This is a genomic window from Ruegeria sp. D4, from assembly GCF_056534475.1.
The window spans coordinates 133,643-147,514 of sequence record NZ_JBQFPJ010000001.1 but is presented as its reverse complement, the minus strand read 5'-3'; the positions used below and the strand labels follow the sequence as shown (position 1 = coordinate 147,514).

The window sequence follows — 13,872 nt, the reverse complement described above, 5'->3', positions numbered from 1 at the left end:
TTACATCCGCGATGCAACGTTTTCCCAGTTCACCAGATTGTCGAGGAAGTTCGAAAGGTAAGCCGGACGCTTGTTGCGGAAGTCGATGTAGTAGGAGTGCTCCCACACATCGCAACCCAGCAGTGCGGTTTGGTTAAAGCACAGCGGGTTCACGCCGTTTTCGGTCTTGGTCACGGCCAGCGAACCGTCCGCGTTCTTGACCAGCCACGCCCAGCCCGAGCCGAACTGACCTGCTCCAGCGGCGCTGAACTGCGACTTGAATTCGTCAACCGAGCCGAAGCTTTCGGTCAGCGCCTTCTCCAGTTCACCGGGCATAGCGTTGCCGCCGGGGCCCATCATTTCCCAGAACTGGTTGTGGTTCCACAGTTGGCTGATGTTATTGAAGATACCGTTCTGTGCGACTGCGTTTGCGTCGTAGGTGCCAACGATGATCTCTTCCAGCGACTTTCCGTCCCACTCTGTCCCGGCGATCAGCTTGTTGCCGTTGTCGACATAGGCCTTGTGGTGCAGGTCGTGGTGATATTCCAGTGTTTCCGCGGACATACCCTTGGCTGCCAGCGCGTCATGTGCATAAGGAAGATCAGGAAGTTCAAAAGCCATATCGGCCCCCTGTTTAAAATGTAAGTTGCGGTTCCCAAGGTTAAATGCTTTGGCAGCCGCCGCAGGTCAAGAGCCGAGACAAGAAAACCCGGAGGCAGACGATGCTGACACAGGCCCGCAAGATGTTCTACCGCGCCCGCGGATACTATGCGGGCAACCTGAACGGCGAGCCGTTCCGTCTGGACCCCTATCATTCGAAATTCTGGCGCGAGGCGTCTGCGGGTGACTGGGAACCCGAGACCTTCGCCGTCCTTGATGAGTACCTGACGCCGGGCAGCGATTACCTTGACATCGGTGCGTGGATTGGCCCCACCGTCCTTTATGGCGCACGCAAGGCGCGGCATGTCTGGTGTTTCGAGCCGGACCCGACGGCCTACCGACATCTGGCGTGGAATCTGGACCTGAACGACATCCACAACGTGTCGGCCTTTGGTGTGGCGCTGTCAGACCAGTTCGGTGTGGCCCGCATGGCATCCCTGCGCGGAGAGCCCGGCGATTCCACCAGTTCATTGCTTCATGACGGCGCACATGGCAGCGATGCGCTGACCATTGCCTGGGATCAGTTCGAGGCGGTTAATGATCTGTCTGGCGTGTCACTGGTCAAAATGGATATCGAAGGGGCCGAGTTCTTCGTACTGCCAACCCTGTTGTCATGGTTGGAAAAGGTGCGGCCTGCACTGTATCTCTCTCTCCACTCCCCCCTGTTGGCCGACGAAGATCGCCTGACCCGCACATCCGAGCTGCTGGAAAGCCTTTCCTTTTACTCCAATGCTTGTGACGAAAGCGGGCAACCGGCAGACGTTCAGACAATGCTCAAACCCGAAGAATTGACACGCTATCGCGCGATTGTTCTGCACGGGTAGAATGCGACAATCCACCTTCTCATTTTACGTGCGGTTCTGCTCGTTTCCCCGAGCCAAACCCGTTTCCTTCCGCCATTAACTTATTGATGAATAAGATAAGAAATGAAACGACTATTTGGATTTATCGTTGCGGCTTTTGCCGCTCAGACGGCAGCGGCTGAAGATTTGACATATCATTGCAAGGTCAAGGGTCGGGAAGGCTGGATCGCACCGGAATACTACTTTCGCATTGATCAAGAAGCCAACAAAGCGAAGGTCGTCAGTAACTACCACGACTGGATGGACGCAAACCTGAATACCCGCAGAAACGACATTTACCAGATGAGCTGGAAGGTCACATTGCCGAGTTCGGACGGTCAGGCGGTGCGCATGCGGTATCAGGCAAACCTCGATCAAGCCAAAAACAAGATCAAAGTCCGCGGCAGCTTTGGCAACGTAAGTGCATCAAACAAACCTTACGGGACCGGAAACTGCGCGTTGGTCAAATAAAAAAGCCCCGGATGACCCGGGGCTTCTATTTCAACTGCACTTAGGCAGAGGTCAGTAAACCCCAACTTCACTGCCCGGCTGCGCCGCGACTTTCAGCAGTTTGAACACATAATCTGCGGCGGACCGGAAACAAACCACCCGGAAGGTTTCGGTGTCATCCATCCAGAACGCACCTGCCACCTGTGCCAGACGCGAGCGCCGAATTTGGCCGGGCTGGAATGCCTCTTCCGAGAACTCGACCGGAGCCAGCTTGCCCAGTACCTCGCGAGCGCTGCCGCCCGAGATGCGGAACACTGCGCGGGCATCCGAGACGTTGACGGCCAGGGCGTGTGTGCCGCTCAGGGCATTGGTCATCGCGGCCAGCTTGGCTTCGACCTCGGCGTAGGGCACCAGCACCAGCAATTCGTCGGTCGACATCCAGCAAACGCCGGTATCGCCGTTCACCAAAGCCTCGCGCTGGCCAGGAACCTTTTGGCCCGTGGCGTCTTTGACCGCCTTGGCAAGCACCTTGTCGGACAGGTCGCCGCGCAGAGTGATCATACCCTGCAGACCGCATTCCTCGACCTTGGCAATGCCGTCGAAGCTTGCGTGATTCAGTGCGCTGATGGGTTCAGACATTCTGCTTCTCCCCGTCCTTGTCGTAGAAGATCGGATCCACGATCTTGGCTTTGTAGACTTTGTCATCCGTTCCCGGGAACTCGACAATCTCACCCATCCGGTCAGGCCCGTGTTTGATCAGACCCATGGCGATGCCCTTGTCCAGGTTGGCCGAGTAATAGGTCGAGGTCACGCGTCCGATCATATTGCGCTGACCGTTGGCGTTGACGCCCTCACCCACTGCGTAGGCACCATCCGGCAGAACCGATCCATCCACAGTCTCAAGCCCGACCAGTTTCCAACGTTCAGGATCGGCCATGTGGCTTCGCGAATGGGCGCGTTTGCCCAGATAGTCCTCTTTCTTTTTCGACAGCGCCCAGTGCAGCCCCAGATCCTGCGGGATCACGGTGCCGTCGGTCTCGTCGCCGATCATGATAAAGCCTTTCTCGGCCCGCAGGATGTGCAGACATTCGGTGCCGTAAGGCATCACGCCGAACTCTTTACCTGCCTCCATCAGCGCGTCCCAGAAAGCCTGCCCCTGAGAGGCCCGTACCGCGATTTCATAGGACAGCTCACCCGAGAACGAAATGCGGTAGGCGCGGCAGTTGAAGTCACCGATCTTGCCATCACGCCATTCCATGAACGGCAGCGCTTCTTTGCTGACGTCCATGCCGCCCAGCTTCTCAAGCACCTTGCGGGCGTTGGGGCCGACCACGGCGACCTGCGCGTATTGCTCGGTCACGTTGGCCACGAAGACTTTCCAGTCCCACCATTCGGTCTGCAGCCACTCTTCCATGTGCCCATGGATACGCTCGGCCCCGCCGGTGGTGGTGTGGCACAGCCATGTGTCCTCGTCGACGCGGGCAACAACGCCGTCGTCGATCAGGAAACCGTTTTCCGAGCACATCAGGCCATAGCGGCATTTGCCGACCTTCAGCGTGGACATCATGTTGGTGTACATCATGTCGAGGAACTTGCCGGCATCCGGGCCTTTGACAATCAGTTTGCCCAGCGTCGATGCATCAAGCAGGCCAAGGTTTTCGCGGGTGTTCTTGACCTCGCGATTGACCGCGTCATGCACGGACTCTCCGGGACGCACGTAGGCGTAGGTCCGGCGCCAGTGGCCGACCGGCTCCCAGTCGGCGCCGTTCTTGTCATGCCAGTTGTGCATCGGTGTTTGGCGGATCGGCTGGAACACTTCACCACGCGCTTCGCCGCCGATCGCGCCCATCGAAATGGGGGTATAGGGCGGGCGGAAGGTTGTGGTGCCGACCTTCGGAATTTCGGATTCCAGCGCATCAGCCAGGATTGCCAAACCGTTGATATTGCTCAGCTTTCCTTGATCGGTCGCCATGCCCAGCGTGGTGTAACGCTTGGTGTGTTCAACGCTTTCGTACCCTTCACGCGCAGCCAGCTGGACGTCGGAAACTTTGACGTCATTCTGGAAGTCGAGCCAGGATTTCATACGCAGCTGGATTTCGGCATTGGCAGGCATCAGCCAGACAGCTTCCATCGCCGCTTCGCCGGTAGCTTCCCCAGCAGGGGCCTTGGTGTTCTTCGGTTTGAACCCGGCCGCCTTGGCCGCCGCTTTGCCAGCGGCATGGGCATCGGACAGCACCTCGCCCAGCGCCAGAGGACCGTTCGAGGAACCCGCGGCAAGAACGAAACCTTCACCGTTTGCACCCAGAGGCGGGCGCGCCGGATCGGGACGGAAATGGGCTTGCGCCTCATCCCAGATCAGCTTGCCCCCACAATGCGACCACATGTGAACCACCGGAGACCAGCCCCCCGACATGGCAACCGCATCGCACTCAACTTCTTCGCGAGCGCCGCCGATGCCTTCCTGATTGCAGATCGCAACTTTCTTGACACGTTTGCCGCCTTTGACTTTGGCGATGGCCTTGCCCGGATCGACACGGATGCCAAGCTGACGCGCCTCTTCGGCCAACGGCCCGGCAGATGTACGTGCATCGACAACGCGCAGGACGTCGACACCCGCCTGTTTCATCAGGATCGCCGTGCGATAAGCATCGTCATTGTTGGTGGCGACGATGACACGCTCGCCGGGGGTCACACCCCAATTGATCACATAGTCGCGCATGGCCGAAGCCAACATCACACCCGGCACGTCATTACCGGCAAAGGACAGCGGACGCTCGATCGCGCCTGTTGCAGTCACGATCTGTTTGGCCCGGATCCGCCACAAGCGATGGCGCGGGCCTTGCGTGCCCGGTTTGTGATCGTTCAGACGCTCGTAACCCAATGCGTAACCATGGTCATAAACCCCTGCGCCCATGCAACGGGACCGCATGGTAACGTTGCTCATTGTTTCGAGTTCGGAAACCAATTGTTCCACGAACTTATCCACAGGCTCACCATTGACGGTTCCGCCGTCAACCGGAGCGCGACCGCCCCAATGTGCAGTCTGCTCGATCAGCAGAACCTTGGCACCGGATTGCGCCGCTGCTTTGGCCGCCTGAAGACCGGCCACGCCGCCGCCGATCACCAGAACATCGTTGAAGGCGTGGAAGTGTTCATAGGTGTCCGCGTCCTTGGTTTCCTTGTCCGGCGCTTTGCCCAGACCGGCGGACTGGCGGATGAACGGTTCGTAGACATGCTTCCAGAACGGCTTGGGATGGATGAACATCTTGTAGTAGAAGCCGGCCGGCAGGAACCGCGACAGGTGAGTGTTGACGGCACCGATGTCGAATTCCAGGTTCGGCCAGTGGTTTTGCGAGATCGCGGTCAGGCCGTTGAACAGCTCGGTCGTGGTGGCACGCTGGTTCGGCTCGAAGCGGCCGCCCTGCCCGAGACCGACCAGAGCGTTCGGTTCCTCGGCCCCGCTGGCGACGACGCCACGCGGACGGTGATATTTGAACGACCGGCCCATCATCATCTGATCATTAGCCAGAAGGGCCGAGGCAAGCGTATCGCCTTCGTAGCCCTGCATCGCGGTGCCGTTGAAAGTAAAGGTGACCTGTTTCGACCGGTTAATCAGTCGGCCTAGTTTTGCGAGACGGGTGCTCATTTTGCGGACCTTTCGCAGGTGGAGGTTTCGGAGCCTCCGGCGGGAGTATTTTTAAAAAGGCGAAGCATCAGGAGAACTCTCTCCACGTCCAGCCGGGCCGTTTTGCGGTGATGGCGTCCTTGATGTCTTGCGGCGGCTCGGAGGTCTGAGCGGTGTAGGTGCCGAACACTTCGAGCGTTTGCGTACAACGCGCGGCGTGGAACCACTTGCCGCAGCCATTGGCGTGCCGCCAGCGTTCGAAATGCACGCCTTTGGGGTTTTCACGCATGAACAGATAGTCGTGGAACTCGTCATCCGACGAGCCGGGGCCAAAGCGCTTCAGATGAGCCTCGCCACCAGCGGCCAGTTCGGTTTCTTCGGCGTCAACGCCGCAATAGGGGCAATTCAGGATCAGCATTTTGTCATCCTTTCAGCAGCAAGCCGTCGTTTGACGTCCGCGCAATTCGTAGTCAGGGGCAGAGACGATTTTTCGGCGAAAAATCTCCATCAATGCGCCACCCCGGCGGCGACGCTTTCGTCGATGAAGCGGCCCTCTTTGAAGCGGTCCAGCGAGAAGGCTTCGGTCAGCGGCGAATGACCGGTGGCCATCAGCTGTGCCATGCCCCAGCCCGAACCCGGGATCGCCTTGAAGCCGCCCGTGCCCCAGCCGCCGTTGATAAAGCAGCCCTGCAGCGGTGTTTTCGACAGAATGGGCGAGCGGTCGCCGGTCATATCCACGATCCCGCCCCATTGGCGCAGCATCTTGAGACGCGAGATCATCGGGAAGGTCTCGACCAGCGCGCGCACCGTTTCCTCGATATGGTGGAACGATCCACGCTGGGTGAAGTTGTTGAACCCGTCGGTTCCGCCGCCGATCACCATCTCGCCCTTGTCGGACTGAGACATGTAGCCGTGCACGGTGTTGGCCATTACGACAACGTCCATGCAGGGTTTGATCGGCTCTGACACCAGCGCCTGCAGCGCGATGGCTTCCAGCGGCAGGCGGAAGCCTGCCATCTCGGCCAGTTGCCCCGAGTGCCCGGCAACAACGATGCCCAGCTTGTCACAGTCAATGGCGCCCTTGGTGGTATCGACACCAACCACGCGGCCATTGTCCGAACGGACGCCCGTGACTTCGCACTGCTGAATGATGTCCATGCCCATCGCGGAACAGGCGCGGGCATAGCCCCACGCCACCGCGTCATGGCGTGCGGTACCGCCGCGTTCCTGCCAAAGCGCGCCCAGAACCGGATAGCGCGGGCCGTCCAGATTGATGATCGGCACCAATTCCTTGACACGTTCAGGCGTAATCCACTCGGTCTTGACGCCCTGCAAGGCGTTGGCGTGTGCTGTGCGCTGATAGCCGCGGATCTCGTGCTGTGTCTGCGCCAGCATCATCACGCCGCGCGGGCTGAACATGATGTTATAGTTAAGGTCCTGGCTCAAATCCTCATAGAGGCTGCGCGCCTTTTCGTAGATCGCCGCCGACGGGTCCTGCAGATAGTTCGAGCGGATGATCGTCGTGTTCCGGCCGGTGTTACCACCGCCCAGCCAGCCTTTTTCAATCACGGCCACGTTCTGGATGCCGTAATTCTTACCCAGGTAGTATGCAGTGGCCAGGCCATGTCCCCCCGCACCAACGATGATTACGTCGTAGCGTTTCTTGGGTTCGGGCGACCGCCAGGCGCGTTCCCATCCTGTGTGGTAACGAAGCGCTTCGCGCGCAACGGCAAAGGCTGAATAGTGTTTCATAAGCGAATCCATCCGGTTCGGTGATTGGGCGCAGATATGACCTGTGGCGACAGTTTACCCCTGCCGCACAACGCCGCAATATCGCACTATTGCGACATGTACGCCATTCGCGGCCATTTGTCCCTTTTGTCGGGCGGCCAGCGGGTCTAAGTCAGGGCAAGCGTTTCGGAGATACTATGACGTTCTGGGTCCTGATCTTACTGACTGCACTGCTGATTGCCGTGTTTTTGGGATATTCCATGCTGCGCAACAGGAAAAACCGCGAACCTGCCGCGGCCTACGACCTGCGCGTCTACCGTGAACAGTTGGCGGGCGTGGACCGGGACCTGGCCCGGGGTGTAATCCCAGCAGCGGATGCCGACAGGGTACGCACCGAAATCTCTCGTCGCATTCTGGCTGCGGATGCGCAGATGCAGCAGTCTGCAGCGGGCAACGGCCCGTCGCGTGCCGTTACGGTCGGATCACTTGTTGTCGTGGCGCTTGTTCTGGTGGGTGGTGCAATGGGGCTTTATCGTCAACTCGGTGCCAACGGGTTGCCGGATCAACCACTGGAAATGCGACTGGAAATGGCCAAGAGCCTGCGCGCCGATCGTCCGGCTCAGGCCGAATTTGAAGCGTCGACACCACACGCGCCGGCGCCTCAGCTGGAAGAAAGCTATGTCGAACTGCTGGGCCAGTTGCGCGAAACCGTTGCTAGCCGGCCCGACGACTTGCAGGGTCACATACTGCTGGCCCAACATGAGGCCAACGCAGGCAATTTTCAGGCTGCTTACAAGGCGCAGCAACGCGTGATCGAACTGTCGGGTGATGCAGCGCCAGCGGATGCCTATTCCCACCTGGCCGAGATGATGATTCTGGCCGCAGGCGGATATGTTTCGCCCGAGGCTGAGGACGCGCTGAAACAGGCGCTGGATCGCGACCCGCTTCATGGACCTGCTCGGTACTATTGGGGGCAGATGCTTGTGCAGACCGGACGACCCGACCTGGCCTACCGGCTTTGGGCCGATGCACTGGCCCAAGCGCCCGCCGGCGCACCCTGGGCAGATGCGATCCGCGCCCAAATTGACGAACTGGCCTTCAGGGCGGGCGTTTTCAATGCTCCGGAAATCCCGGCACCTTCCACCGCGCCAGGCCCTGATCAGGCCGCTGTCGACGCAGCAGCGGAACTGACGCCGGAAGAACGTCAGGACATGATCCGCGGAATGGTCAACCAGTTGTCGGACCGGCTGGCAACCGAAGGCGGATCGCCCGAAGAATGGGCCCGCCTGATTGCAGCACTGGGCGTTCTTGGCGAAGCGGAACGGGCAAGCGGAATATACGACGAAGCGCAATCTGTTTTCGCCGGCAATGCCGATGCGCTGGACATGCTGGCCACGGCCGCCCGAAGGGCAGGTCTGGAACCATGATCCACGATCAGTTCGAAGATTTCGCCGCCGCGCTGGCCCCGATGACGGCGCTCATGGGGTTGGACCTTGGCGAGAAGACGATCGGCGTGGCGGTTTCGGACCGGATGCGCGGCGTGGCCAGCCCGCTCGAAACGGTCCGGCGCAAGAAATTCACGCTCGATTCCGCGCGGCTTCTGGAAATTGTTGCTGACCGCGAAATCGGAGGAATACTTCTGGGCCTGCCCAAAAACATGGACGGAACTGAAGGCCCCCGATGCCAGTCAACCCGCGCTTTTGCCCGGAATCTGTCGCGCCTGACGGACCTTCCCATCGGTTTTTGGGACGAGAGATTAAGCACAGTTGCGGCAGAAAAGGCACTGCTTGAGGCGGATACGACACGAAAACGTCGCGGACAGGTTATTGATCACGTCGCTGCTGGTTATATTTTGCAAGGAGCGCTCGACAGGTTGCGCTTTCTTTAAAAAGGCTGGTTGGCGCGATGACAAACATGGTTTGGAAAAGGAATGAGGTGGAAAGCCCCTGCGTCCAGATCTGTGTTGTGCACCCGACGGAACGTATCTGCACAGGATGCTACCGCACCCTTGACGAGATTTCGCGCTGGTCCAAGATGGAAAGCAGCGAGCGGGCGGAAATCATGACAGACCTGCCGGCTCGTAAACCGCGTCTCGCGAAACGGCGTGGTGGCCGCGCTGCCCGTCTGAACAAAGGCTGACACTTCAATTCCAGAATAGACCGATCTAAAGCTGCGCCGCTTCGGGCCGGGTGAACTCCGAGGGGGTTGAGTTCGCGGATCGTGAGTGAGTGGCCAGCACAGCGGCGCGATCAGTTCAGTTGTCTCTCCGCGAAGGGATCAGCCAGCCGTAAGCCAGGATTTTGCGTTTTCGATTTCGTCCGATGGGAAATACTGCGTTCGCGCTCCCAACACGTGGCTTGCCACTTTTTGCGCAATCCTCTGCCAGCCCTTGTCGCCAACAATTGCTGCGCGATCAAGCATCCCGATATGCCCCTGCGCCAGACGGAAATGTGCAGCCAGTGCCGTCAGCCCTTGCCAGCCATCAAATTCCCGCAGATCGATCAGTAACCTGAACCCGTCACGCTCGCGAAGCAGGCTGTCCAGATCGGTCTCGGCCTGCTTGTATTCATCGGGGTCCAACTTGCCCATCAAGGAAATCTGAATACACGGGCCGCCCAGATCTGTGACATGAATGGCCCCGAGGGATTCGCGCATCCAGCGCCGCGCGGCTTCCAACTCGGTCATCTCGAACACCTGCACCGGGCACGGCAGGATCGGAGCTGCCAGCCGGATGCTTGTCTGAACCCAGCCCTGATCCGCCACCACTGCGATCCGGTCGAAGCCGCGCCAATGGCTCAGACCAAGTTTGGTGTCAGACCACGCGGCTCCAAGGTCGTAACCTTTGAACTCCGGATGCACGATCGCCAGAAGGCGAACCGCGTCATGCTCGGTCAAAGCAGCTTCGATGGCCGGAACAAGGGTCGAAGCATAGTCGTCGGCAGTGATCTGGCCAGACAGTTCAACTTCAATCTGTACGCCATCAGAATTCGTGTGGACGGTCATCATACCGAAAATCCTCCAAAGCTAAACAATGGCAGGACGTTACGGAGTTTCGAGCCACTCGGCTACACCCCCGGCACATTCAGGGCGGAAATAGGCGATCATCCGTCCGTCGGGTCCACAACTTGCGGTTTCAGCCCACGGGGCGACCCCATGCAGACAGTGTCGATGCAAAAGATAAGCCTCGCCCGGTGCCGCCGGCAGTTCGATTCGCGGACATGTGTCGAAGACTTCTCGTCGTGCCGTCTGGTAGATTTCCGTCACGTCGATCTGATGCAGTGCCTCATCCGGGTGTCCGGCCATGGCGTTCCGAAAGGCCGCCCCCATGATCTTGTGGCTCCCCTCCCACAGAACCATCGGCGAAGCATCGGCGCTGGCTTTGTTCAGCGGTATTCCTAGAATCCATGCGTGCGGCTCATCCACATGGCGGCGTCGGCCAGTGCCAGAGGGGCGCAGTCCGTCCACATGGGCGGCATCCTTGTTTCGCCTGTACCGTGCGGCCGCCTCGCTTTCGCCACGTCGGGGGCGCGGGTAGCCGGGGTAGATGACCGAGACCTGCCCTTTGTGCAGCGGCAGAACACCGTACTGCCCAGTGATGAAGTCCATCGCATGCCCGGCCAGCGGCAATGAACGCCCCACCCTGCCCTGGCGATCATTGGTCAGAGCATCGACGCCGATGAACCACGTCCCCTCGCAATCGAGCCACGGAGCGTGCGCCGGGTCCGAGACCGAGCTTCGGGCAGCAGGCAAAGCCTCTTCAACCCATTCGGCCAGAACCGGATCATAAGGAAACGAGATCCAGCCCTTATCTTGAAAATGGTCTACCATCCCACCGCCTTGCGAAGCATGTTGAGGGCGACCAGTGTCAGAAACACGGCAAAAACCCGTTTTAGGGGTTTGGGATCCATCGCGTGGGCCAGTTTCACCCCCCAGGGCGCCGTTATCATCGTCATTGCGACCACCACGCCAAATGCAACCAGATTAACCGCCCCGATTGTCAGAGGCGGACGATGCTCGACCGGGATTTCCACAAACAGAAAGCCCAGGACCGATGGCACGGCGATAATCACGCCGAACCCGGCGGCAGTGGCCACGGCGCGGTGAATGGGGGTGTTGAAAAGGCTCATCAAAGGCACACCGAAACTGCCACCGCCAATCCCCATCAGCACGGACAAAAAGCCGACCGATGGCGAAAGAACCGCACGGCGCATCCCTATCGGCATGGCGTCACCCAGCCGCCATTCTGACCGGCCCAGCCCCAGATAAGCCCCGATGACCATGCCGAGTATCCCAAACAGGGCCTGCAGCGCCTCTGTTCGCAAGGCCGAAGCCACCAGCACACCCAGAACGGCACCAATAGCAATACCAACGCCCCATCCGCGCAGGATATCCCAGTCCACCGCGCCTTTCTTGTTGTGCGCAAGCACGGACCGGACAGACGTGACGATGATCGTGGCCAGAGACGTCGCCAGACACAGCTGCATCAGTTGCGGCCCGCCATATCCAAGCGTCTGAAACGCATAGAAAAACGCAGGTACCAGAACAATTCCGCCCCCGACTCCCAGCAACCCGGCCAGCACTCCGGCCAGGGCCCCGATCACAAGCAAAAGGCCCAGCATTTGGGCCAGCAACATCGTCTCGGGCATTGTCCCCCCAAACCGGTGTCAAACCGGATTTCGTTTAAACCTCAGCCAGTGGCGCAACCTGTTCCAGCGCCTGCAGCATCACCTCGGGCCCGGCCCCGGAATGTACTGCCCCCTCGGACAGTGCGCGTCGCCATGCCCGCGCACCGGGTCGTCCGGCGAATAGGCCCAGCATGTGACGCGTGATCTGGTGCAGTCGCCCACCGTCGGCAAGGTGTTTTTCGACATAAGGCACCATTTCATGGACAACTTCAAACGGGTCAGTGGCAAGTCCTGTTTGAAAGATCAGCGGGTCAGCATCGCAAAGAATGTCGGCGGGCTGATGATAGGCCGAACGTCCGATCATCACACCATCCAGCCCGGCGTCCAGATGCTCCCTCGCTTGTTTCAGCGAGGTGATACCGCCGTTGATCGAGACATGCAGATCAGGAAAAGCCGCTTTCATCCGATGCACCAGACCGCAGTCCAGCGGCGGAATATCGCGGTTTTCCTTTGGGCTGAGCCCTTGAAGCCAGGCCTTGCGCGCGTGGATCGTAACACGACCGCAGCCTGCCGCGCGGATTGCCTCCAGAAACGCAGGCAGCACTTCTTCGGCTTCCTGATCATCGACACCAAGGCGGCATTTGACGGTAACTTCGATATCGACAGCATCAATCATCGCCGCCACGCATTCGGCGACGCGAGAGGGGTCCTTCATCAACACCGCCCCAAACGTGCCCGACTGAACCCGATCGGAAGGGCAGCCGCAATTCAGGTTAACCTCATCATACCCGGCTTCCGCGCCCAAGCGCGCTGCTTGTGCCAATTCTTCAGGACCCGACCCGCCCAGTTGCAGGGCAACTGGGTGCTCCTGCGGGCTGTAGTCCAGCAAATGAAGTGCCCCACCCCGGACCAATGCCGGGGCGGTCACCATTTCCGTATAAAGCAGGGTTTGACGACTGAGCAACCGATGAAAAAACCGACAATGCCGGTCTGTCCAGTCCATCATGGGGGCCACGCTCAGACGCGCTGCTTTCTGTGCGTTTTTCGTCAATGCGCTGGCTCCGTGTTCGTGCAAGCAAAGCGCCCCGAGATTTGGCCAGCCTGTCTTGCCGGTTCCGGAGCACTGGGGTTTCTGATTCGAGCGTGCCACGGTGTAGCATATTCGGTGAGAGCGAACAGCGACTTGAACGCGATGTGATCCGGTACCCATCACGCTCAAGGTTTTACTCAAATTTGCCCGAAGGCCGGCGATCAAACCACGGAAGGAAGATGCCCAGTTAGCGTACTGGGCTTTTTGTTGAGAGGGCTCGAAGTTGTCCGGCCCTCGACCTTCAGTCGCTATTTGCCGCGAATACGACGTTCCGGTCAGCACCCTTAGAGCTTGGATTGCACTCCGATACCTGGCGTTCACCTTTTGCCGAGCGACGTGTCCGAAAGCTTAGTAAATATAGCGGATCTGATCGGTCCAGTATCGCTCGACCCGGCGCAGTGAGGTGGTGATATGTTCGATCCCGTCAAATTCCAGAACACCACGGCTCTGCAAGCCTTCGGCATGGCGCGAGAACAGCTCGGCCACGATGTCGCGAACCTCTCGGCCGCGTGGGGTCAGGCGCACCCGGACGGACCGCCGGTCAATCTCGCATCTCTGGTGATGCATGTAACCCATTTCGACCAGTTTCGTGAGGTTGTAGCTGACATTGCTGCCCTGATAATAACCCCGGCTTTTTAGTTCGCCCGCCGTCACCTCGTGATCGCCGATATTGAACAGAAGAAGCGCCTGCACCGCATTGATTTCCAGCACACCGACACGTTCGAATTCATCCTTGATGACATCCAGCAGCAACCGATGCAGCCGTTCGACAAGGGCCAGCGCCTCAAGATAGCTGGTCATGAACCCTTTGGTTCCCGGCGCGGAAACCTGCAATTCCATACTCATCCGACCCTCCGATTCAGTCGCGCA

The 13,872-nt window shown here is 59.4% G+C and carries 15 protein-coding genes; 5 read left to right on the top strand and 10 right to left on the bottom strand.

Annotation, left to right across the window (positions count from 1 at the left end; all coding sequences use genetic code 11):
• Complete coding sequence (locus ACR0MI_RS00745) at positions 1-600, bottom strand: superoxide dismutase (protein WP_170325347.1); 600 nt, start codon at positions 598-600, stop codon at positions 1-3.
• 101 nt (positions 601-701) lie between these two features.
• Here ACR0MI_RS00745 and ACR0MI_RS00740 point away from each other — a divergent pair, with 101 nt between their 5' ends.
• Together ACR0MI_RS00740 and ACR0MI_RS00735 are read left to right on the top strand one after the other, a co-directional pair.
• Positions 702-1,463 carry an FkbM family methyltransferase gene (locus tag ACR0MI_RS00740; RefSeq protein ID WP_480853379.1) on the top strand — a complete coding sequence of 254 codons (762 nt, stop codon included), beginning with the start codon at positions 702-704 and terminating at the stop codon, positions 1,461-1,463.
• 102 nt (positions 1,464-1,565) lie between these two features.
• Entirely contained in the window at positions 1,566-1,952 is a 387-nt protein-coding gene (locus ACR0MI_RS00735) for a hypothetical protein (RefSeq protein WP_170816608.1), read from the top strand.
• Positions 1,953-2,003: 51 nt separating this feature from the next.
• Here ACR0MI_RS00735 and ACR0MI_RS00730 read toward each other — a convergent pair whose 3' ends face one another.
• The 4 genes from ACR0MI_RS00730 to ACR0MI_RS00715 all read right to left on the bottom strand — a co-directional run bounded on the left by ACR0MI_RS00730 (position 2,004) and on the right by ACR0MI_RS00715 (position 7,308).
• Positions 2,004-2,570, bottom strand: coding sequence for a sarcosine oxidase subunit gamma (locus tag ACR0MI_RS00730; protein ID WP_170610149.1), 567 nt, complete (start codon positions 2,568-2,570; stop codon positions 2,004-2,006).
• Complete coding sequence (locus tag ACR0MI_RS00725) at positions 2,563-5,577, bottom strand: sarcosine oxidase subunit alpha family protein (protein WP_480853376.1); 3,015 nt, start codon at positions 5,575-5,577, stop codon at positions 2,563-2,565. Before ACR0MI_RS00725 ends, ACR0MI_RS00730 begins: the two co-directional genes overlap by 8 nt.
• 67 nt (positions 5,578-5,644) lie before the next feature.
• The gene (locus tag ACR0MI_RS00720; RefSeq protein ID WP_170610145.1) at positions 5,645-5,974 is read right to left on the bottom strand and encodes a sarcosine oxidase subunit delta; all 330 of its coding nucleotides are present in this window, start codon (positions 5,972-5,974) and stop codon (positions 5,645-5,647) included.
• Between the two features lie 89 nt (positions 5,975-6,063).
• Positions 6,064-7,308 (bottom strand): sarcosine oxidase subunit beta family protein, encoded by a 1,245-nt coding sequence (locus tag ACR0MI_RS00715; protein WP_170610143.1) that lies wholly within the window; start codon positions 7,306-7,308, stop codon positions 6,064-6,066.
• 176 nt (positions 7,309-7,484) lie between these two features.
• Here ACR0MI_RS00715 and ccmI point away from each other — a divergent pair, with 176 nt between their 5' ends.
• From ccmI to ACR0MI_RS00700, 3 genes are read left to right on the top strand one after another with little or no spacing between them, the layout of a single operon-like run.
• Positions 7,485-8,714 (top strand): c-type cytochrome biogenesis protein CcmI, encoded by a 1,230-nt coding sequence (gene ccmI, locus ACR0MI_RS00710; RefSeq protein ID WP_170816610.1) that lies wholly within the window; start codon positions 7,485-7,487, stop codon positions 8,712-8,714.
• Complete coding sequence (ruvX, locus tag ACR0MI_RS00705; protein WP_170610139.1) at positions 8,711-9,175, top strand: Holliday junction resolvase RuvX; 465 nt, start codon at positions 8,711-8,713, stop codon at positions 9,173-9,175. The genes ccmI and ruvX overlap by 4 nt, the downstream gene beginning before the upstream one ends.
• Before the next feature lie 17 nt (positions 9,176-9,192).
• Positions 9,193-9,426: a DUF1289 domain-containing protein gene (locus tag ACR0MI_RS00700; protein WP_170610137.1), complete on the top strand. Its 234-nt coding sequence runs from the start codon at positions 9,193-9,195 to the stop codon at positions 9,424-9,426.
• Positions 9,427-9,564: 138 nt separating this feature from the next.
• Here ACR0MI_RS00700 and ACR0MI_RS00695 read toward each other — a convergent pair whose 3' ends face one another.
• From ACR0MI_RS00695 to ACR0MI_RS00675, 5 genes are all read right to left on the bottom strand, one after another.
• A complete protein-coding gene (locus ACR0MI_RS00695; protein ID WP_170610135.1) occupies positions 9,565-10,293 on the bottom strand; it encodes a SpoIIAA family protein in 729 nt (242 codons plus the stop codon).
• 36 nt (positions 10,294-10,329) lie between these two features.
• On the bottom strand, positions 10,330-11,115 hold the full coding sequence (locus ACR0MI_RS00690; protein WP_170610133.1) for a hypothetical protein: 786 nt from the start codon (positions 11,113-11,115) through the stop codon (positions 10,330-10,332).
• Positions 11,109-11,933 (bottom strand): sulfite exporter TauE/SafE family protein, encoded by an 825-nt coding sequence (locus ACR0MI_RS00685; RefSeq protein ID WP_170610131.1) that lies wholly within the window; start codon positions 11,931-11,933, stop codon positions 11,109-11,111. The genes ACR0MI_RS00690 and ACR0MI_RS00685 overlap by 7 nt, the downstream gene beginning before the upstream one ends.
• Positions 11,934-11,967: 34 nt before the next feature.
• Positions 11,968-12,963 carry a tRNA dihydrouridine(20/20a) synthase DusA gene (dusA, locus tag ACR0MI_RS00680; protein WP_480853369.1) on the bottom strand — a complete coding sequence of 332 codons (996 nt, stop codon included), beginning with the start codon at positions 12,961-12,963 and terminating at the stop codon, positions 11,968-11,970.
• Positions 12,964-13,350: 387 nt separating this feature from the next.
• Positions 13,351-13,848, bottom strand: coding sequence for a winged helix DNA-binding protein (locus ACR0MI_RS00675; protein WP_170610129.1), 498 nt, complete (start codon positions 13,846-13,848; stop codon positions 13,351-13,353).
• Between the last annotated feature and the right edge of the window lie 24 nt (positions 13,849-13,872).